General features: G+C 66.6%; 19 protein-coding genes and 1 tRNA gene. 7 read left to right on the top strand and 13 right to left on the bottom strand.

All coding sequences use genetic code 11. From position 1 onward, the window contains the following. Positions 1 to 82: 82 nt before the first annotated feature. On the top strand, positions 83 to 622 hold the full coding sequence (locus BRAS3809_RS14070; RefSeq protein WP_035656283.1) for a MarR family winged helix-turn-helix transcriptional regulator: 540 nt from the start codon (positions 83 to 85) through the stop codon (positions 620 to 622). 78 nt (positions 623 to 700) lie between these two features. Here BRAS3809_RS14070 and BRAS3809_RS14065 read toward each other — a convergent pair whose 3' ends face one another. Further along, positions 701 to 1,750, bottom strand: a complete 1,050-nt coding sequence (locus BRAS3809_RS14065) for an alpha/beta hydrolase family protein (protein ID WP_240535674.1) — start codon at positions 1,748 to 1,750, stop codon at positions 701 to 703. Positions 1,751 to 2,511: 761 nt separating this feature from the next. Next, positions 2,512 to 4,041: a porin gene (locus BRAS3809_RS14060; RefSeq protein ID WP_008962767.1), complete on the bottom strand. Its 1,530-nt coding sequence runs from the start codon at positions 4,039 to 4,041 to the stop codon at positions 2,512 to 2,514. A gap of 712 nt (positions 4,042 to 4,753) precedes the next feature. Here BRAS3809_RS14060 and BRAS3809_RS14055 point away from each other — a divergent pair. Further along, a tRNA-Ser gene (locus BRAS3809_RS14055) sits at positions 4,754 to 4,847 on the top strand. 187 nt (positions 4,848 to 5,034) lie between these two features. On the opposite strand, the gene BRAS3809_RS37310 is transcribed toward BRAS3809_RS14055, so the two are convergent. The 3 genes from BRAS3809_RS37310 to gatB form a co-directional block, all read right to left on the bottom strand. Then, positions 5,035 to 5,382: a hypothetical protein gene (locus tag BRAS3809_RS37310; protein ID WP_008962765.1), complete on the bottom strand. Its 348-nt coding sequence runs from the start codon at positions 5,380 to 5,382 to the stop codon at positions 5,035 to 5,037. Positions 5,383 to 5,587: 205 nt separating this feature from the next. Then, positions 5,588 to 5,854 carry a hypothetical protein gene (locus tag BRAS3809_RS14045; RefSeq protein WP_008962764.1) on the bottom strand — a complete coding sequence of 89 codons (267 nt, stop codon included), beginning with the start codon at positions 5,852 to 5,854 and terminating at the stop codon, positions 5,588 to 5,590. 1,479 nt (positions 5,855 to 7,333) lie between these two features. Then, a complete protein-coding gene (gene gatB / locus BRAS3809_RS14040) occupies positions 7,334 to 8,818 on the bottom strand; it encodes an Asp-tRNA(Asn)/Glu-tRNA(Gln) amidotransferase subunit GatB (protein WP_008962763.1) in 1,485 nt (494 codons plus the stop codon). 249 nt (positions 8,819 to 9,067) lie between these two features. On the opposite strand from gatB, the gene BRAS3809_RS14035 reads away from it, so the two are divergent. Continuing rightward, complete coding sequence (locus BRAS3809_RS14035; protein ID WP_008962762.1) at positions 9,068 to 9,715, top strand: CC0125/CC1285 family lipoprotein; 648 nt, start codon at positions 9,068 to 9,070, stop codon at positions 9,713 to 9,715. A gap of 3 nt (positions 9,716 to 9,718) precedes the next feature. On the opposite strand, the gene BRAS3809_RS14030 is transcribed toward BRAS3809_RS14035, so the two are convergent. From BRAS3809_RS14030 to BRAS3809_RS14005, 6 genes are all read right to left on the bottom strand, one after another. Then, complete coding sequence (locus tag BRAS3809_RS14030; protein WP_035656280.1) at positions 9,719 to 10,015, bottom strand: hypothetical protein; 297 nt, start codon at positions 10,013 to 10,015, stop codon at positions 9,719 to 9,721. After that, positions 10,006 to 11,481 carry an Asp-tRNA(Asn)/Glu-tRNA(Gln) amidotransferase subunit GatA gene (gene gatA, locus BRAS3809_RS14025; RefSeq protein ID WP_008962760.1) on the bottom strand — a complete coding sequence of 492 codons (1,476 nt, stop codon included), beginning with the start codon at positions 11,479 to 11,481 and terminating at the stop codon, positions 10,006 to 10,008. Before gatA ends, BRAS3809_RS14030 begins: the two co-directional genes overlap by 10 nt. After that, a complete protein-coding gene (locus BRAS3809_RS14020) occupies positions 11,478 to 11,711 on the bottom strand; it encodes a hypothetical protein (RefSeq protein WP_008962759.1) in 234 nt (77 codons plus the stop codon). The genes gatA and BRAS3809_RS14020 overlap by 4 nt, the downstream gene beginning before the upstream one ends. Before the next feature lie 79 nt (positions 11,712 to 11,790). After that, on the bottom strand, positions 11,791 to 12,078 hold the full coding sequence (gene gatC, locus BRAS3809_RS14015) for an Asp-tRNA(Asn)/Glu-tRNA(Gln) amidotransferase subunit GatC (protein ID WP_008962758.1): 288 nt from the start codon (positions 12,076 to 12,078) through the stop codon (positions 11,791 to 11,793). Positions 12,079 to 12,252: 174 nt separating this feature from the next. Further along, entirely contained in the window at positions 12,253 to 13,329 is a 1,077-nt protein-coding gene (locus tag BRAS3809_RS14010; protein WP_008962757.1) for an NAD(P)H-dependent flavin oxidoreductase, read from the bottom strand. Between the two features lie 8 nt (positions 13,330 to 13,337). Continuing rightward, positions 13,338 to 14,333, bottom strand: coding sequence for an NAD(P)H-dependent flavin oxidoreductase (locus BRAS3809_RS14005; RefSeq protein ID WP_008962756.1), 996 nt, complete (start codon positions 14,331 to 14,333; stop codon positions 13,338 to 13,340). A 106-nt stretch (positions 14,334 to 14,439) separates the two neighbouring features. Between BRAS3809_RS14005 and BRAS3809_RS14000 the strand changes: the two genes are divergently transcribed. Further along, positions 14,440 to 15,330 (top strand): LysR family transcriptional regulator, encoded by an 891-nt coding sequence (locus BRAS3809_RS14000; protein WP_008962755.1) that lies wholly within the window; start codon positions 14,440 to 14,442, stop codon positions 15,328 to 15,330. A 227-nt stretch (positions 15,331 to 15,557) separates the two neighbouring features. Further along, entirely contained in the window at positions 15,558 to 16,493 is a 936-nt protein-coding gene (locus BRAS3809_RS13995; protein ID WP_008962754.1) for a cyclase family protein, read from the top strand. 181 nt (positions 16,494 to 16,674) lie between these two features. Here BRAS3809_RS13995 and BRAS3809_RS13990 read toward each other — a convergent pair whose 3' ends face one another. Next, positions 16,675 to 18,252 carry an ABC-F family ATP-binding cassette domain-containing protein gene (locus BRAS3809_RS13990; protein WP_008962753.1) on the bottom strand — a complete coding sequence of 526 codons (1,578 nt, stop codon included), beginning with the start codon at positions 18,250 to 18,252 and terminating at the stop codon, positions 16,675 to 16,677. A 189-nt stretch (positions 18,253 to 18,441) separates the two neighbouring features. Between BRAS3809_RS13990 and ruvX the strand changes: the two genes are divergently transcribed. Continuing rightward, on the top strand, positions 18,442 to 18,927 hold the full coding sequence (ruvX, locus tag BRAS3809_RS13985; RefSeq protein WP_008962752.1) for a Holliday junction resolvase RuvX: 486 nt from the start codon (positions 18,442 to 18,444) through the stop codon (positions 18,925 to 18,927). Positions 18,928 to 18,931: 4 nt separating this feature from the next. Beyond that, the gene (locus BRAS3809_RS13980) at positions 18,932 to 19,861 is read left to right on the top strand and encodes an AEC family transporter (RefSeq protein WP_008962751.1); all 930 of its coding nucleotides are present in this window, start codon (positions 18,932 to 18,934) and stop codon (positions 19,859 to 19,861) included. On the opposite strand, the gene BRAS3809_RS13975 is transcribed toward BRAS3809_RS13980, so the two are convergent. Beyond that, positions 19,858 to 20,439, bottom strand: a 582-nt coding sequence (locus BRAS3809_RS13975; protein WP_052523421.1) for a CPBP family intramembrane glutamic endopeptidase, incomplete at its 5' end; no start/stop codon positions are given. The genes BRAS3809_RS13980 and BRAS3809_RS13975 overlap by 4 nt on opposite strands.

The following is a 20,439-nucleotide window of genomic DNA, read 5'->3' as shown; positions in this document are numbered from 1 at the left end:
CGACGGAGTACCTCCTAGATAAGTGATTTCGTTGCAGATTTTTTTTCACTAGGGTTGTTCCCGGAATTGGACCCCTTGAGCAATGGCGCCCTCAGAGAACACAGTTGCCACCCCTGTGGAGATGGACGAGCGACCGCAAATCGCCGATCCGGCGCCTAAGAATCGCGAGGCCGTGATCCGGTTTGCGCGGGAGATCGCCACGATCAACGTCCATCTCGAGGAGCTCCGATACTTCTGGGCGAAGCGAATCGGGATCAGCGGCCCGCAATGGATGATCCTGATGGCGATCTCGGAGCTCGACCAGGGCGAAGGCGTCGCCGTGAATGCGGCGGCCAAGCGTCTGCACGTCGACCCGTCCTTCGTCACGACACAATCGAAGCTGCTCGAGAAGAAGGGCTTCATGCGGCGCAGGCCGGCGCCCGACGACGCGCGGGTGGTCCGGATGTCCCTGACCGCCAAGACGTCCGAGCAGTTTGCCGAGCTCGAGGCGCAGCAGGCCCAGGTCTTCGGGTTCATCTTCGAAGAATTCGATGCCAGCGAGCTGTCGACCTTCACCGACAAGCTGGCCGCGCTCAAGGACCGATTCGAGAAGGCCAGCGCCCGGGTGTCGCTCGGGGTCTGACGCCGCCCGCCGCGGCTGCTGGTTCGGGCCCGACCTGCCGCCCGGCGGCGTCCCGCTCTGCCGTCGCTCGCGCCTGCTTCAATTCCGCATCCGCGGCTGTCCCGAAAGGCGCGTCGCCAGCCAATCGAAGATGAAGTCGTTGCACTGCCCGACGTCGAGCGGTCCGTCCCGGTCGGTCTCGAAGATCTTGAGCGTGACGTCGAGGTGATCGCGCTTCATCTGGGCAACGAGGCGGGTCGCGATGTCGGCGCGCAACCAGCCTCGTCCGGGAAGCGCCACCAGGAGAGGACACATGATCTGCCGAGCGACGCGACAATCACTCGCACCCGGCAGGCAGGCGCGCTCGTCGGGCGTCAAACGTCGTGACAGGCAAACACGCTCGTGAATGTCCCACAGTCCGGCGTCACAGACGGCGGCCGCATAGCGCGAATCGAGCGCGATGCCCCGCGCCACATAGGACGAACTCCAATCGTCGGCGACGACGGCGATGCGGGTATCATCCACGTCGTCGCGCGCGCAGACATAGTCCATCACGCTGCCGATCGCCGATTCGAGATCACGGCGCCCGACGATCTCGTCGAAGCGGCTGGACAGGCCGGGGCCGTGCAGGTCGGCGACCAGCAGGGACAGGCCGCGTTCCGCCGCATGGCCGGCCAAGGCGAGCAGCGACTTCTCCTTGCGATGGCCCGGCTCACAGATGCAGATCACGATGGGCGCAGGCTCGCTGGCGTGCGGCGCCGGCAGGAAGTAGGCCTCCAGCGGATAGTCGTCGAGCCAGGGAATCGTCACCACCTCCCCGGGCGACAAGCCGGCGCCGAGGAAGTCGAGCGCACAGCCGCGGATGCCAGCGACCACGGCCTGGTGGCGCTCCGCGCAGCTTCCGAAGCCGGACGCGGCGGCCTCATAATAATCGATCGCGCGAAGCCATTTGCTGCGCCCGCCCTCCAGGGCGCCGGACTGCGCCAGCGCGGAGGCTTCGGCGCGCAGGTCCTCGGCGGAGCCCATCCACTCCCGATACCAGGAATTCTCGTCCTTGCTGTCGATCCGCCGTGCGATGGCCAGACACTGGGCGAACTCGACGCCGCCAGGCGGTGTCGTCTGCAGCAGACGGACCAACGCGTCGGACAACTCCTCCCGCTCACACAACGGCCCTAGCGCACTCAGAAAGCCTTCCGGACTCATCTTGCACCGCTTCCTCGACCCGTGACGGTTTTTGCATCCGTCATCTGATTGTCAGACTGTGAAGATCCGAAAATCTACGGTCAAGCGGCGCGGCGCTGTTTTTTCGCAGGCGGCGGCAAGGGCGGCGATACTCCCGCCGCGGGCGCGCTGCCGTCGTCTCTGTCACGGCTCGCCGGACGGCATGTCCCGGCTAAGGCACAGGCGAGCGCCGCATTCCCACCCCAAAACGGAGAAACCCCCGACGGGGCATCGTCGAGGGTTCCGGAGGTTTTCACTAGATATCGTGCGATCGACGTTTACAAAATTATCTTATCAACTCACCTAATTTCAATACCTTATCTTCGAACTCCGAAACTTTCTTACAAGCCGTTGTTCCGTAATATTTTTTCACTCGAATTTCACTGCGCTGGACGCCGAATTCCGGCTTGGCGACAGTCCCGAGCAGCCGTCCAGACGGTATCACACCACTGAGCGAGGCCCCCGAGCAGCGGAGCAACCCGGATCATGGCACCGCCCGATCGGGCTGGACTGGCGCCGTGACGCTGTGCAGCAGCGATGCCGTCCCCTTCCCTCGCCGACGCGAGGGCGGCGCTTCGATCGGGCGGAGCCAACCCAACATTGAGAAAGCTGGCGATGAGCACGATCCGGCAAAGAAAAACCCCCGGCAGTCGCCTGCCGGGGGTTTCGATCCGATCAGACGATCAGGATCAGAAGTTGCGCTGAGCGCGGAGCAGCAAGGACACCGAGTTCTGGTCCTTGAGCTGGTAGACCGCAGCCGGCTTCGACACCGTCGCCGAACCCGGGTACGCGATGTTGCCCGAGTACTTCTGGTCCAGGTTGGTCCAGGCCACGTCCGCCGAGAAGGTCAGGTTCTTGACCGGGGTCCAGCGGGTGATCAAGCCCAGCGAGGAGATGTTGAAGTCGGGGTTGCAGGTGAAGCCCGCGCCCGCCAGACCGGCCATCGCCGCGCTGCCGCAGATCAGGCCCTTGGCAGTGTTGTTGTAGGACACGGCAGCCCACGAACCGTAGATCGCCGAGTTCCAGGTCGGGCTCCAGTTGTGGGTGTAGGCGCCACGGAAGCCGTAGGTCGTGGTCAGCTGCTGCTCACCGCCGGTGACGAACACCGAGTCGCTGACGCCGCCGAAGCCGAGCGTGCCGTACACGCCAGCGGTGCTGCTGCCACCGTAGATGGCGTACGTGGTCGGGTTGAGGCTCTGGTCGTTATAGCGGCTCGCACCATTGGTGTAGACACCCTGGATGCTGATCGAGTCGCCGGGGCCGGTCGGGATGTTCTTGATCGACAAGGCCAGCTGAGCAGCCCAGCCCCACTTGTCGGCCGGGTGACCCGAGGTCTCCGACGCGCCGTAGTAGCCGGTGTGGTTGTCGTGCGCCGCGAACGACGCCTGGAACAGACCCCAAGCCTGGTCGACGCGGACCATGCCGACGATGTCCGGAGCAACGTTGCCACCGTAGGAGTTGGTGCCGTACGCGCCGCCGATGATGCTGGCGGCGGTGATGCCCGAGACGTTCCAGAGGTTAGTCTGGTAGTACTGGGTCGCGTCCTGCGCCGAGATCGCAGCCGTGATGCCCGAGCCGAAGTCGGCGGTGTAGGTGAACTGGTTGACACCGGTCACGGTGCCGCCGCCGCCCCACAGGCCGTCGAAGTTGTTGCCCGGATAGTTGGTCCAGGGCGCGTCGAACTGCGACACGGCCTTACCCATGGTGAAACCAGCGAACTGGATGAAGGCGTAGTACACGCCAACGCCGCCCTGGGCGATGTTGCCGTCGGCCTGGGCGCCAGGAGCGCCAGCCGTCGAGTACGCGGTCGCGCCGGTGGCCGAGCCCGAACCGGCGTAGGTGCCGCTGGTCCAGGTGAAGGTCAGGTCAGCATAGGTGCGGACCACGCCGTACTCGGTCGCGGTGCGCGTGTCGATGTTGATGTCCTGACGGGCGCGGCTGTAGTAGTAGTTGCTCTGACGGTTCATGCCGCCGGCAACGCCGTTGACGGCGTTGTTGTACTGGCCGTTGCTGGCGAACGAGGCCTCCGCACGGAGGTAGCCGCCCAGCTTGATGCAGGTGTCGGTGCCGGGGATGTAATAGAAGCCGGCGCCGTAGAGCGAGCAGACCTTCACATATTCGACCGCCTTGGCCTTGATCGGAAGGTCAGCTGCCTGGGCCCCGGACATGGCGACGAGAACTGCCGCCGAGCCCAGGACGAGGCTCTTGATCGTGTTCATAGTGGTAAACCTCCAAGTTGCTCAGTCAGGGAAGGTTCCGCCTCCGCTGGGTGCGAGACACCCTTGAGGTTTGGCCCTTGTCCCCCTTCGACCCGTCGCTCAGCCGCTTCGCGCTATCGGACACACCCGCATGAACGCGAGGGACTTGAGCGAACGACCTCAACGGGACGACGTCGGGATGCCCCCCTTCGTCGTGAGGGGAGAATTACTGAAGGCCTTTGCACACGCAACAAAGGAACCATCATTACGGCAGCCGACGGGCGCCTTTTTGAAGGTGTGTTGCACAAAAGGCACGCGACCGTGGTTCTCCGGTAATTTCTAAGTACATGTTTTTGTTATCGTTTTGTCACAACGCAATTTGAGGTGATTAGGCCCTGACACACTCGCCTGGCAGGAACCCGGCGCAAGTCGGGCGTCCGCGCGCGATTCCCGATATCGGACGCCGGGAATCAAGTCGGCGCAGACCTGTGTGGCAAATCTGCACCAATGGGTGATGCGCGCGCCCGGCGCATAGCGGGCGTCGGGCGAAGGGGACGATCAGTCGACCAGTGCCCCAGGGGAGCCAAACGGTGCGTCGGACACTCGGACATATTGTCTGACGCTCACGCGGCCGGGGCGTGTCGGGACGAGCCGCACAGCTGTGAGGATTTCCAAAACAGCCGCAATCTGCCGCTTGCGGCTCAGCGCGCCGTCGGGCATACCGACGCCAGCCGGAGACGTGGCCGAGTGGCTGAAGGCGGCGGTTTGCTAAACCGTTATAGGGTTGTAAAGCCCTATCGAGGGTTCGAATCCCTCCGTCTCCGCCATGCGCCCGCGCGGGCCACGTCTCAGACCTGCCTCCTCCCCGATCGACCGATGTGAGTTGAAGTTGTGAGTCGAAGGTGCTCGCGCGTCGCGCCGCTGCGAGCGGCGCACACGCTGGGCTGACCGTCGTCGATCCATGGCCGGCACGCGCGCCGACAGCAACCGCTCCGGCACCGACGACGGGGCCATTCAATCGAACAGGCTGCGGCTGACGTTGATCACGAAGGCCGCCGGCACGCCGATCACGGCGCCGATGAAACCATAGAACAGCGCCGACCACAGCGAGGCTGCGCCCCCCGCCCCCGTCAGCGCGCCGTACAAGGTGCCGAGACCGGTACAGAGCACGGTCACGACGACGAGGCGCCGGTCATTGGTCGCCTCCATCCGCAGGCGTCGCAACTCGCGCCGGCTCTGGACCGCCGGTCCAGCCGGCTCAGTCGACCCGCAATGCGGACAAGCCACCGCGCTGAACGACACGGCGTTCCCGCAATCGTGGCAGTCGATCAGCTCCTGCCGTCGCCGCTGCGCCTGTCCCATGTCGCTCGTCCCGCTTCGCTGGCGTCAGATGCGACGAGAGATAGGAGATTTGGCGGCGCGCGACGAGCCTCGCTTCGCTCATGGACGAACCGATCCGACCCTCGCGGGGCGGCCGCCGGGCAGGCGCGGCCGCAACTTTCGCCCCTGCCCTTCACGCGATGCGGATCGCGAAGGCGCCAGGTGGAGAGCTGCGAGCATCTCCGGTTCAGTGCGCGCTCATCCAGGCGCGCGCCTCGCGCTGCGCCGCCGCGATCTCGGCATCCGACATCTGCTCGGCGACCTCGCGGCGCATCGCAGCCGCGTCGCTGCGGCCCTTGAGGGCGGCAAGGTTGAACCATTTGTGCGCGGCGATCAGATCGACCACGCCGTCGCGGCCGCTCGCATAGAGCATGCCGAGTTCGAACAGCACGTCGCCATTGGCGCCCTGCTCGGCGGTGGTCACATCAACGAAATTGAGTTGTCCCTGAAACATCGTCGCTCTCCTTCATTCTCAAGGAGGCGGCTCCCCTGGAGCGCAGCCCCCGTCCAACTGTTCAACGCCTGGTTAGTCCCCACGCCGTTTGACGGCTTATGCGCGAAGGATGCGGATCAAGTTTGAAAGGCAGTTTAAGCATTGTGCTGAAGGAAGCCTGAACGGAAACCGGCCGATCTTTCGGGTCGCTACGCAAGTATCTGATGCAGCTTGCGTTTTTCGACGTCGCAAAGAGCGGTTTACCGTTCTGTTTGGCAAACCTGTAACCATCGGTGAAACGGCTGCAGGACGCTCCCTTGCAACCGCCGGCGGTGGCGCGTCCGCGGACGACGTCGGCACGCCAGCGCGCGCAGGCCTGCAGGCGGATGCACCATGACGCGCCGTCCAGGGAGCGGCGCCCCGACGTGCGGCAGAGACAAAGGTGATGTGAGCTGATGGAGAGTGGTTGCGGCGGCGATCGAGCGCAGCGCCGGGATAACTCTCGGGGGATGTCTTGAGGGAATGGCTTGGGGGTATCGCCCGGGGGATACCGACACGGATATCGCGAAGGGATCGAGGGCGTCGGCGAACACGTCAGGACCAGATCTCGCTCTGGCTGTTAGCCGCTGGCGAGATTGCAGACCGAAAACGCGATCTGCACCGAACGAAGAAATCCTGTTTCTTCTGCCGGACCGTTCCGCGGCGGCAGCGCCGCCTCGAGTTCGATCCGACCGTTGACCTGATGTCTCGCCGACACCCTCTATCGTCGATCGGAGCTTCTGAGATCGACCGGCTCTCGGGGAGCTGAGGCGATCCGTCGTTCCAACGACGTGCCGGCATCAGTTGCCGGACTCAATCTCGCAGGGACTGCGAGAGTTACTTCTTCTTGGCGACCTTCTTGGTCTTCTTGGCAGTCTTCTTCGCCGCGGTCTTCGCGACCTTCTTCACTGCCTTCTTCGCCTTCTTCGCTTTCTTGGCCATGTTGCCCTCCGATGTGAGATGGCTTAGTCGATGCGTGCAGTCGGGAATCGAGCTGCACTCCTCATCGATACACCAACGAGTGAAAAAAAACAGCTTCCGGCTTAAGGAAGTGTTGACACGCGCGCGCGCACGCGGCTGGCGCAACGCGCGAAGCAGTGCGTCGGGCGACGCATGGAATCGAAAGCGCGGAGGCCGGAAGGCCCGCGCGTGTTACTAATAGCCATCGCGAGAAAAGCCTGCGCTGCAAGATATTTTCTGACGGAGCGCGCGAGTAGTCGGAAGCCGCGCGATGCACGGACGAGCGCGCGGACTCGCGCGACGAGGGCCGCGCGCGGACTCTGAGTCGTAAATTTTGGCAACGAAAAAATTTTCATCGTACACGCGCTCGTGCGCGTTCGAGCGGCCGCCGAAGGTGGCTTTTTTGCGAATCGCGCGCGGCGATTCGCTGAACGCATGCGCCAAGCAGAACGGCGCGCACCCTCGTGCGCGCCGTCGGAACGAAGATCAGCGAGCGCCGTTTCAGATGCCGAGCTTGCTCTTCAGGAGATCGTTGACCGCCTGCGGGTTGGCCTTGCCGCCCGACGACTTCATCACCTGGCCGACGAACCAGCCGGCGAGTTGCGGCTTCGCCTTGGCCTGCGCGACCTTGTCCGGATTGGCGGCGATGATCTCGTCGACCACCTTCTCGATCGCGCCGAGATCGGTGACCTGCTTCATGCCGCGGCTCTCGACGAGCTCGCGCGGGTCGCCGCCCTCGCTCCAGACGATCTCGAACAGGTCCTTGGCGATCTTGCCGGAGATCGTGCCCTCGCCGATCAGCGCGACGATGGCCGCGAGCTGCGCCGCCGACACCGGCGAGGACGCGATGTCCAAGCCTTCCTTGTTCAGCCGGCCGAACAGCTCGTTGATCACCCAGTTGGCGGCGAGCTTGCCGTCGCGCGCCGGATCTTGCAGCGCCGCCAGCACGCTCTCGTAGAAGGCCGCGCTCTCGCGCTCGGCCACCAGCACCGAGGCGTCGTAGGGCGAGAGACCGAAATCGGCGATGAAGCGCGCCTTCTTCTGGTCCGGCAGCTCCGGCAGCGCCGCCTTCAGCGCGTCGACGAAGGCCTGGTCGAACTCCAGCGGCAGCAAGTCCGGGTCGGGGAAGTAGCGGTAGTCATGCGCCTCCTCCTTGGACCGCATCGAGCGCGTCTCGCCCTTGTCGGGATCGAACCGGCGGGTCTCCTGCTCGATCAAGCCGCCGTCCTCGATGATCTCGATCTGGCGCCGCGCCTCCGCCTCCACCGCCTGGCCGATGAAGCTGATCGAGTTGATGTTCTTGATCTCGCAGCGGGTGCCGAGCGGGCCGCCCGGCTTGCGGACGGAAACGTTGACGTCGGCGCGCAAGGATCCCTTCTCCATGTCGCCGTCGCAGGTGCCGAGATAACGCATGATCGAGCGCAGCTTGGCCACATAGGCCTTGGCCTGCTCGGCGTCGCGGATGTCCGGCTTGGAGACGATCTCCATCAGCGCCACGCCGCAGCGGTTGAAGTCGATGTAGGACAGCGACGGCGACTGGTCGTGCAGCATCTTGCCGGGATCCTGCTCCAGATGCAGGCGCTCGATACCGATGGTCGCAGTCCTGCCGCCGTCGAGTTCGACCGTGACCTCGCCCTCACCCACGATCGGGTCCTTATACTGGCTGATCTGATAGCCCTGCGGCAGGTCGGGGTAGAAATAGTTCTTGCGGTCGAACACCGAGCGCAGGTTGATCTTGGCGTTGAGCCCGAGCCCGGTGCGCACGGCCTGGCGCACGCACTCCTCATTGATGACCGGCAGCATGCCCGGCATCGCGGCGTCGACCAGCGAGACGTGGGTATTGGGATCGCCGCCGAAGGCCGTCGAGGCGCCGGAGAACAGTTTCGACTTCGAGGTGACCTGGGCATGGATCTCCATGCCGATCACGACCTCCCAGTCGCCGGTGGCGCCCTTGATCAGCTTGTGCGGTGTGGCAGGTGCGTTCATGGCTCTCGGTGTCCGGACAAAGTGTGGGTTGCATCCGGCTTCGCGCAACGTCACCCGCCAGTCAAGCCGGACGAGCCTCCGCTGCGGCCCGCAAGCGGCGCCTTCCGCCTGTGAATGCGAGACAATCCGCGTGCGCCCCGCCCGTACCGCCCCGGCTTGCGGCCGCGTTTGCCGCAGCCGCTGCGCAACCGGCCGTAGGTAGACCCTCGCGCGGAACCCGGCCTACAAATCGCCGGGGGGATACGGGGCATGCGACGACGATTGATGAATTTGGCGGTGACGGCTGTGGCCCTCACCCTGGTGTCGTGCGCGACACCCTACCAGGACAACAACATTTTCGGCGGCGCAGATGTCACGGAGCTCAGGCCCGACGTGGCCCGTGTCAGCTTCCGCGGCAACGGCTTCACGACCAAGGAAAGCGTGCAGGTCTATTGGCTCAATCGCTGCGCCGAGCTTGCGGTCGCCAAGGGCTATGCCGGCTTCGAGATCCTGTCCGACATGCAGTTCGTGATGCGCCGACCGGCCGAGGAGGACACCAGGACCAGGCTGGCAAGCGCGATCCCGTCGCTGCGCGTTCACATCCCCGTCTCGGCCAACGAGGCCAGCGACGTCGCGGCCTGGCGAGACCAGCGGGATACGGCCGGCCTGCCGGCCTCGCCAGTGAAGCTGGCGGGCGTCATCTTCATCCCCATGAATACCGGCGGCGGCCCACCGAAGCCCGCGATCGAAGGCGACATTCATTTCCTGCCCGCGCCGGTGGCGTCGGCGCCGCCGAAAGTGTTCAACGCCAAGGACCTGATCGCGCAGCTCGAGCCCCTCATCAAGGGTGAGAAATGCGCCGGCAACATCTGCCCGCATGTGCACGAATATCTGCTGCCGAAAGGCAAGCTGCGCTAGCCGCTACGTCGTCAACAGCACGCCGACGATGCGCTCCCACTCGGTGGGGAGGGCATCGGTGGCGACCGGCTGCCCGGCCTGGCGATACCAATAGCCGGCATTGCCGAGATCGCCTTCGACGCGGTGCAGATGCGCGTGCGCCCAGGCCGCGTCACGGCCCGCCTCGTCCTGGATGATCTTGTGGGCGCGGTCCCAGTCGCCTTTCGCCAGCCACCACAGCCCGGTCAGGACGGGCGACAGCCCCGTCGCGGGCGCGTCGCCCGCGAGGCTCGCCTTGAAATCGGCAACGCTCACCACCACCGGACCGGGGTGAAGCGGCCCGCCGCCTGCTCGATGACCTCGCCGAGCGAGAACAGCGTCTCCTCGTCGAACGGACGGCCGATCAGCTGCAGTCCGAGCGGCAGGCCTTGAGCGTCCTTGCCGGCGGGCACCGCGATGCCCGGCAGGCCCGCCATGTTCACCGTCACCGTGAAGATGTCGTTGAGATACATCTCGACCGGGTCCGCGCCGCCCTTCTCGCCGATGCCGAACGCGGCGGACGGCGTCGCCGGGGTCAGGATCGCGCTGATCCCTTGCGCGAAGCAGTCCTCGAAATCCTTCTTGATGAGGGTGCGGACCTTCTGCGCCCGGATGTAATAGGCGTCGTAATAGCCGGCCGACAGCACATAGGTGCCGATCATGACGCGGCGCCGCACCTCGGCGCCAAAGCCTTCGGCGCGGGTGTTCTCGTACAGCTCGCCGATGGACTTGCCGGGGACCCGCAAGCCGTAGCGGACGCCGTCGTAGCGGGCGAGGTTCGAGGACGCCTCCGCCGGCGCCACGATGTAATAGGCCGGCAGCGCATACTTCGTGTGCGGCAGCGACACCTCGACCAGCTCGGCGCCGGCGGCCTTCAGCCAAGCCGCGCCCTCGCTCCACAGCTTCTCGATCTCCGCCGGCATGCCGTCGAGACGATACTCCTTGGGGATGCCGATCTTCATGCCCTTCACGGACCTGCCGATCGCGCCCTCGTAGTCCGGCACGGGGATGTCGACCGAGGTGGTGTCCTTGGGATCGTGCCCGGCCATCGAGCGCAGCAGGATCGCGGCGTCGCGTGTGGTGCGCGCGATCGGGCCGGCTTGGTCGAGCGACGAGGCGAAGGCGACGATGCCCCAGCGCGAGCAGCGGCCATAGGTCGGCTTGATGCCGACGGTCGCGGTGAACGCCGCCGGCTGGCGGATCGAGCCTCCGGTGTCGGTCGCGGTCGCGCCCATGCACAACAGCGCCGCCACCGCCGAGGCCGAGCCGCCGGACGAGCCGCCCGGCACCAGCGTGGTGTTGGAGCCTTCGCGGCGCCAGGGGTTGCCGACGGGGCCGAAGCACGAGGTCTCGTTGGACGAGCCCATCGCGAACTCGTCATTGTTGAGCTTGCCGAGCATCACCGCGCCGTCGCGCCACAGCTGCGAGGTCACGGTCGACTCGTAGGTCGGCACGAAATTACCGAGGATCTTCGAACACGCGGTGGTGCGGACGTCCTTGGTCGCGAACAGGTCCTTGATCCCCAGGGGAATGCCGGCCAGCGGCCCGCCCTCGCCCTTGCCGATCCTGGCATCGGCGTCGCGCGCCATCGCGCGCGCCTGATCCGGCGTCTCCATCACGAACGCATTGAGCGCCCGCGCCTCCTCGATCGCCTTGAGGTGGGCGTCGGTCAGCTCGAGCGACGTGAAGGTCTTGTCCGCGAGCCCCTTGCGGGCCTCGGCGAGCGTCAGCGAAGTCAAATGGGTCATTTGTTGATCGGGCTGCAGAAGAACGGGGAGAGCGTCTTGTCGGCGTCGGCGTCATCCGCGAAGAACTTGTTCTTCTTGGGGGGAGTCTTGGTGGCGTTGGCCGCCTCGAGCTGGTCGAGCACCTCGTTCACGGCCTTGTCGGGATCGGCGGCCTTGCCCTGCCGCTCCATCGCGTCGAGGTAGTCCATATAGGCCTTGTAGGCCGCTTCATCGTCGCAGAGCAGGCACATGGCATTGGCTCGCTTGTCGGTTTGAAGGAGCGGATCCCGCGCGACGAGCGCGCGGACCTGCGCTGACTATTCCACCTGGCTATTCCACGACCTTCGGCACGAGAAAAAAGTTATTCTCGGTCATGGGCGCGTTCTTGACGATATCGTCGGCGATCTCGCCGTCCGTGACGACGTCCTGGCGCTTCTTCATCGCCATCGGCGTCACCGACGTCATCGGCTCCACGCCCTCGACATTGACCTCCGAGAGCTGCTCGACGAAGGCCAGCATCGCGTTGAGCTCGCCCTGCAGATGCGGGATCTCGGCGTCAGTGACAGCGATCCGCGCCAATTGCGCGATCCGGCGGACGGTGGCGGCATCAACCGACATTATATAGGGCCTCGCGGGAAACAGTGAACCCGCCCTATAGCAGAGCCCGCTTTCGCGCCGCAACCGGCAGGCCCCAGGCTTTCCCGGGGCATCGCCCTGCCCTCGACGTCCCTCGACGTCATCTTGGCGTCCCCTTTGGCGTCCTCTTGGCGTCCTTTGCTGACCCCTTGGGTGTCACCCCGCCAGCTTCGCAAGGCGCGCCAGCGCCTGCTCGGCCAGCGTCCGCGTCAGCTCGGCTGCCGGTCTCTCGCGCCCCAATGGCAGCGCCTGTCCCGCCCAGAGATTGGTGAAATCGACCCTGCCGTGCTTCTCCGCGGCGGCCTTGAGCGGGCCGAGCGCGGTCGCGGCATGCGGAAACGCCGGCGCGTCCGGCGAGACCGGCCCGACCTCGCGCATCACCCGATTGGCGACGCCGCGCGCGAGCCGGCCGGTCATCACATTGGTGATCACCGTCGATTCGTCATCGGCGGCGGCCAGGGCGGCGCGTGCGAGTGCGCTCACCTTCGACTCGGGGCAGCGCAGATAGGCGCTGCCGATCTGCACGCCGGAGGCACCGAGCGCGAACGCCGCCGCGATGCCGCGCGCATCGGCAATGCCGCCGGCGGCGATCACCGGGACATCAACCGCATCGACGATCTGCGGCACCAGCGCCAAGGTGCCGACCTGCTCGGCCAGCCTGTCGGTCAGGAACATGCCGCGATGGCCGCCGGCCTCGGCGCCCTGCGCGATGATGATATCGGCCCCGTTCTTCTCCAGCCAGACGGCTTCGCGAACCACTGTCGCCGACGCCATCACGACCGCCCCGGTCGCCTTCACGCGCGCCAGTAGCGACGGCTCCGGCAGGCCGAAATGAAAGCTGATGATCTCCGGCTTCAGCTCCTCGACCACGGCGCACATCGCCGCATCGAAGGGCGCGCGGTTGGCTGCCGCCACCGGCGCCTCGGGATCGACGCCGTACTCCTGATAATAAGAGGCGAGCCGCCGCTTCCATGCAGCCTCACGCGCCGGGTCCGCCGCGACCGGCGTGTGGCAGAAGAAGTTCACGTTGATCGGCGCCGACACGCGCTGACGGATGATGTTGACCTGCTCGCGCGCCTTGTCGGCCGACAGCATCGCGCAGGGCAGCGAGCCCAGTCCGCCGCCTTGCGCGACGGCGATGACGAGATCGGCGTCCATCACCCCGGCCATCGGGGCCAGCACGATCGGGTGCTCGGTCTTGACGAGATCCAGGAAGCGGCGATCGGGCCACATGGTTCACCTCACTGTTCTGTTGAGTTCCGCGGCAGCCAGGACGAGTTGCGCCGCCCCTGCAGGATCTGCTCGGCCTCGCTGACGATCCGCATGACGATCTCACTGGCCGGCGGGATATCATGGATCAGGCCGACCGCCTCGCCCGCGATCACGGCAGCGACATCGAAATTGCCCTCGGTCCGCGCCTTGACATAGTCGGCCGACACCCGCTCGATCTGCTGCAGCAGTTCGACCTCGCGGCCCGTCCAGCGGCGCGCGTGATCGTTCACCAGGCAGCGTCCGGTAAACGGCGCCGGCCAGACATTGTTGCGCGAAAGGTCGAAGATGATGCCGCGCACCGTCTCTCCGGATCGTGCCGCACAGATGCGCCGCTTGGCTTCGTCGGCCCCGGCGGCTTCCTGGCTGGCATAGAAGCGCGTGCCGAGCAGCACGCCGTCGGCGCCGAGCGTGAGCATCGCCGCTAGCCCACGGCCATCCGCGAGACCACCAGCCGCCGCCACGGGCACCCGACCAGCCGCGAGATCAACGATCGCCGGCACGATGTCGAGCGTGGTCCGCGAGGCACCATGGCCGCCTGCCTCGGTTCCTTGCGCGATCAGGACGTCGGCGCCGGCCGCAAGCGCCTGCTCCGCCATGGCCTCATCCTGCACCTGGCAGATCAGACGCGCGCCCGCCTGCTTGATCGCCGGCGCAAAGCGCTTGGGATCGCCGAACGACAGCATCACCGCCGTGGGCTTGGCCGCCAGCGCGATGTCGAGCAGATCGGGCTTCTTCGCCAGCGACCAGGTGATGAAGCCGATGCCGAACGGCGCGCGCAGGCCATCGAGCTTCGCGGTCTCCTGCATCAGCCAGGCGCGGTTGCCATAGCCGCCGCCGAGAATGCCGAATCCGCCGGCATCGCCGACGGCGCGCACCAGCCGCGCATCTGCGATCACGTCCATCGGCGCCAGCAGGATCGGATGATCGATGCCGAGCCTCTCCGTCAGCGGCGTTCTCAGCGGCATCACATCCTCTCCTGCGCTCTGGACGCCGACACTAGGCGCGGCTAGCATTCTCTGAAAATGAATAGTTGAGAACTCTGCCATCGCAGATTCAAAACGGGGAGCGGCCGTGGAACTGAGCGACCTGCAGACCTTCGCCGCGGTGGCCCGCGCCGGCGGCATCACGCGCGCCGCGGAGGTGCTCAACACGGTGCAGTCGAACGTCACGCAACGGATCAAGGCGCTCGAAGCCGAGATCGGCACGGCGTTGTTCGAACGCCACAGCCGCGGCATGACCCTCACCGGCGCCGGACAGCGGCTGCTGCCGTATGCCGACCGCCTGGCGGCGCTGTCGCGCGAAGCCATGCTCGCCGCGCGCGATGACGGCGAGCCGCAGGGGCCGCTGATGATCGGCTCGATGGAGACCACCGCCGCGGTACGCCTGCCGACGCGGCTTGCCGATTTCCACCGGCGCTTTCCCGCCGTCGAATTGAGCCTGCGGACCGCGCCGACGGCGGATCTCGTCGCCGGCGTGCTCGACGGCACGCTGGATGGCGCCTTCGTCGCCGGTCCGATCGATCATCCCGATCTCGCCGGGATCGTCGCGTTCGAGGAAGAGCTTGTGCTGGTGACGGCCCGCCGCTTCGAGACCTTGGCCGCGCTGCGCGCCGCGACACCGGGCTCCGGGCCGACCGCGCTGGCGTTCAAGACCGGCTGCACCTACCGGCAGCGGCTGGAGCGGGTGTTCAACGATTTCGGCTGGCCCGCCGCGGCGCGCATCGAGCTCGGTACCCTCGACGGCATGATCGGCTGCGTCGCCGCCGGCATGGGAGTCGCGCTGTTGCCGCGCGCGGTCGTGACGCGGCATGCGATGAGCGGCAGCGTCGGCCTGCACACGCTCGATCCGTCCCACGCGCAGGTCGAGACGCTCTTCATCCACCGCCGCGCCGCGCATCGCAGCAGCGCGCTTGCGGCCTTCATGGAAGGGCTTGCCCATCGGGATCGCGACATCGCCGCCTGACACTGTTCATCCGGAGATTGTCGGCGGCAATGCGCGCGAGCGATTCATTTTACCGTGCGAAATGACGCGTCTGCTGCGTAAAACAAGGCCATTTTGACCGATGCGACTTTCGGGCGCAGGGCTCCGCGCGCGCCGAGAAAGATTTTGTACGGCTGTCATCCACTACGTTAGGATGTCGCGCTGGCCAGCGCGACAACAACAAACATCAACATGTCGGAGGAAATGCGATGCGCAACGCGTTCGTGTTGTGCTGCTCGATCGCCATGATGGGCGCGATCGGGACGGCCCATGCTGAGGACTGGACGAAATCGAAATGGGGGCCCGACGACGAGATCGGCGCGGCCAACTACATGACGCCCGACCTGGTGGTCAAGGCGGCCTCGCTGGTGAAGACCGGCAAGACCTACCCGCTCGGCATGATCGTGGATTCGAAGACCCCGGCCTACCCGCCGCGCTCGTTCAAGGTCACCGTGGTGCAGCCAGGTCAGGCCGGCATCCCCGGACTAGGCCCGAACAAGGCGACCTACAATGACGACATCGTCGAAGGCTGGGTCGGCGTCGGCAGCCAGATCGACGGCCTCGGCCACCTCGGCATCGAGCACGTCTACTACAACGGCAACAAGCTGCTCGACTTCGCCGATCCGACCGGGCTGAAGAAGCTGGGCATCGAGAAGGTGCCGCCGCTGGTCGGGCGCGGCGTGCTGCTCGACATGGCTGCCTATTACGGCACCGACATTGTCAAGGAAGGCACCGCCTTCAACGTCAAGGAGATCGACGAGGCCGCCAAGAAGCAGGGCGTCGAGATCCGCCAGGGCGACATCGTGATCTTCCACACCGGCTGGCTCGGCCTCGTTGGCAAGGACGACAAGCGTTACAGCGCCGGCGAGCCGGGTCTCGGCGTCGAGGGCGCGAAGTATCTGACCTCGAAGGGCGTGGTCGCGATCGGCGCCGACACCTGGGCGCTGGAAGCGATCCCGTTCGAGTCGAAGAACCTGTTCGAGGTGCACCAGATCCTGCTCGCGATGAACGGCACCTACATTCTCGAGAACATGGACACGGCGGCCCTCGCCAAGGACAAGGGCTACGAGTTCCTGTTCGTCCTGGGCCAGCCGCGCTGGCGCGGCGGCGTGCAGGGCAACATCAACCCGATCGCGATCCGGTAGCGAGTTGCGGCGCCAATTGACGTGTAGCCCGGATGAGCGCCAGCCGACGCCTCTTCGGCGTCGGCGATAGCGACATCCGGGTTCACCGCGCCAACTCGTGAGAACCCGGATGTCGCGGCCGCCTCCGCCCTCCGGGCGCAGGCTTCCGCTCATCCGGGCTACCGTTCTGTTCACGAAGCGCTCAGCTTGCCACTTCAAACGCCGCGGCGATGCCGATCGCCGCCAGGAACGACGGATCGTGGCTGACGACGAGAAGCGCGCCATCGAAATCGCGCAGCGCCTGCTCCAGGACTTCGATCGAGGCGATGTCGAGATGATTGGTCGGCTCGTCGAGCAGCAACAATGACGGCGGCTGCTGGCCGCCGAACGTGCAGGCCAATCCAGCGCGCAGGCGCTCGCCGCCGGACAGCGTCTCCACGCTTTGCTCGGCATCCCGGTTGCGGAAGGCGAAGCGGGCACAGGCCGCATGCGCCGCCTCGCGGCTGAGTGACGGATGCAGACGGCGGAAATTGCCGATGATGCTGTCGCCGCGATCGAGCAGCACGACGTGCTGATCCAGCATCGCAATGCGTCCCTCCGCGCGCCGCAGCGTGCCGCCCGATAATGGACGTGCGCCGATAGCGGCCCGCAGCAGCGTGGTTTTGCCGGCGCCATTGCGTCCGGTGATCGCGATCCGTTGCCGGCCTGTGATGTGAAGCGTCCAGGGGCCGAAGCTCCGGTCGCCGGCCCTGACGACCGCGGCCTCCATCGCGAGCAGCTCCGTGCCGGCACCGAGCCCGGTCGGCGGCAGCACCATCGAGAGCGGCGTCAGCACCTCGACCTGTCGGCGCGCCTGATCGCGCTGCTCGGTCGCTTCGCCGATCATGCGCTCGGCGAGCCGTTGCGAGCGGCCGCCGCTGTTCTCAGCCCGCTCGGCGCGGGCCCCGAGCAGCAACTTCGGCGCCGAGCCGCTCGCCGCGAAGGCGCGCCCGGCCCGGTCCTTGCGCGCCTTGGCCTCGCGCTGGCGCTGCACGGCCAGCCCGACGTCGCGCAGGCGCGCATCGGCCCGTTCGAGCGCAACGGCCGCCCGCGCGCGGGCCTCGTCGCGGGCCCGGACGAACATCGACCAGCCGCCGCCGACGATGTGCACACCGACCGGCGTCAGCTCGACGATGCGGTCCATGCATTCGAGCAGCGCGCGGTCGTGACTCGCGACCAGCACCCCGCCGCGCCAGCGTTGCACCAGCTGGTCGATCGCGGCGCGACCCTCCGCATCGAGGTTGTTGGTGGGCTCGTCGAGCAGCAGCAGGTCCGGCGCCTCGATCAGCAGCCGGGCGATGCCGATGCGCGTCCGCTCGCCGCCGCTGAGCGTGCCCATCGTCCGATCGAGCCCTGCTCCCGGAAGACCTGCCCCGATCAGAGCCTCGTCGATCCGGTCCGGCAGGCTCCAATCTGCAGCTGCGAAATCGTCGTCGTCACCCTGCCCGGCCACAATCCGGTCAAGACGCGCGAGCGCGCCGGAGACGCCGAGCGCCTCGCCGACACAGAGCTCGGGATCCCAGTGCTGCGCCAGCAGCCCGACGCTGCCGGTTCGCGCCACCGTTCCGGCCGCCGGCTCGGACAGGCCTGCGACGATCCGGAGCAAGGTCGATTTGCCCGAGCCGTTGCGACCGACCAGGCCGACGCGCTCGGCGCCGACGGACAGTGTCAGATTGTCAAAGAGACGTTGGTTGTCAGGTGTCGCGGCAGCGACCGCGTCGAGCGTCAGGAAGGAGGGCATGAGCAACCGTGATAGCAGAGGACACAAAGCGGCGGGCTAAGTTGGTCCTGCGATCCACGGCACCACTCCTGTTCACGGTACGATGCTGCATATAGGCCGATCGCTGCGCCCCGACAACCCGGGCCGACACCCCAAGCCATGCGTCGCGCCTGCTGGTCCAACGTCGACCCGCGTGCTAAGCGGCGCGCCATGCCCGCTCCCATCCTTCCTCTTGTCGAAGCCGCCGGCCGCTGGCCCGAGCGCGGCGCGCTCGTCGGCCTCGATCTGGGCACCAAGACCATCGGCGTCGCCGTGTCCGATCCCGACCGCCGCCTCGCCACCGGCGTCGAGACCATCCAGCGCAAGGCCTTCAAGGCCGACGCTGCGCGGCTGCTCGCCATCTGCGCCGAGCGCAAGGTGGTCGGCTTCGTGCTCGGCCTTCCCATCAACATGGACGGCAGCGAGGGACCGCGGGCGCAATCGACCCGCGCCTTCGCCCGCAACCTCGCCGGCCTCACCGATCTGCCGATCGGGCTGTGGGACGAGCGGCTGTCGACGGCGGCGGTGGAGCGCGAACTGATCGGCATGGATGTCAGCCGTGCCCGGCGCGCCGAGGTGATCGACACCCATGCGGCGATCTTCATCCTGCAGGGCGCGCTCGACCGGCTGACGACCTTGCGCCGCTCCGGCCAGTAAGCCGATGAGCGCAGTCGTCGCGGCGCTGGCGCCGGTGTTCCTGCTGATCGTGATCGGCTTCGGCCTGCGCCGCAGCCTGATCCGGCTCGAGGCGCAATGGCATGGGCTGGAACGGCTGACCTATTACGTGCTGTTCCCCGCACTGCTGCTGCAGAGCCTGGTCAAGGCGGATCTGAGCGCGGTACCCGTCGCCGGGATCGGCGGCGCGCTGTTCCTGGCGATGCTGGCGATGTCCGCGCTCTGCCTCGCGCTGCGCCCCCTGCTCGCGCGCGCCGGTGTCGACGGCCCGGCCTTCACCTCGATCTTCCAGGGCGCGACGCGCTGGCAGACCTATGTCGCACTCGGCGTCTCGCGCAGCCTGTACGGATCGACCGGCCTTGCGGTGGCCTCGGTCGGGATGGTCGCGATCATCCCGATGGTCAACGTCTTCAGCGTGGCCGTGCTCGCTCATTACGCTTCGCCGACGCGGCGCTCGGCGGCCGACATCGTCGCCACGATCATCCGCAACCCGCTGATCTGGGCCTGCGTCGTCGGGCTCACGCTCAACGTGACGCATGTGCCGCTGCCCAAGCTCTGGCACGACGTCGCTGACGCGCTCGGCCAGGCGTCGCTGCCGATCGGCCTGTTGGTGACCGGCGCCGGCCTGCATTTCGAGGGCCTGCGGCAGGCCGGCTTCGCCGCCGCGCTCGGCGTCGCGCTCAAACTGGTGCTGATGCCGGTGCTCGCCGTCGGACTTGCCGCATGGTTCGGCGTCACCGGCCCGAGCCTCGCGGTGGTCGCGATCTGCGCCGCGGTGCCGACCTCGCCCAGCGCCTATGTGCTGGCCAAGCAGATGGGCGGCGACGCGCCGCTGCTGGCGCAGATCATCTCGCTGCAGACGGTGCTGGCCGCGCTGACGATGCCGCTGTTCATCGCGCTGGCGGGCGGCGGCTAGTTCGTCGCCATGAGCAGGAAGAAGATATTGACGTTACCGGCGGAATGCATGATGACCGTGAGCCAGGTCGAGCCGCTGCGATGCCGGAAGAAGCCGAGCATCAGTCCGACGAGGAAGATATCGAACACGCCGGGCCAGTCATACTGGGTGTGGCACAGGGCCCAGAACGCCGAGGAGAGCACGATCGCCCCTGCCGGCCCGAGGAACGACTCCGACCAGCCGCGCATCATGAATCCGCGCACGGCGAACTCCTCGACGAGCGGCGCGCCGATGCAGCCCCACACCATGAACAGGAAGAGCAGCAGCGGCCCATTGCGTTGGAGGCGGTGGAAATCCGCGATGACGCCGGCGTCCGTCTTCATGCCGAGCGACGACCAGAGGGAGCCGATGCTGTAGTCGACGATGAACATCACGAGCAGCGCCAGGATGATCTCGTCACGCGTCGGCCAACACAGCGCGAGGTACTCCGAAAACCGGCGGCGCGCGAGCCGGACCGCGAGCCAGATGACGCCGAGCCCGCAGGGAACCGCGCCAAGCCGCGCGAGCAGCTCCCAGTAGGTCTGGTCGAGCAACGCGGA

This window comes from Bradyrhizobium sp. STM 3809, from assembly GCF_000239795.1.
Lineage (GTDB): Bacteria > Pseudomonadota > Alphaproteobacteria > Rhizobiales > Xanthobacteraceae > Bradyrhizobium.
This window is presented reverse-complemented; position numbering and strand designations above follow the sequence as displayed.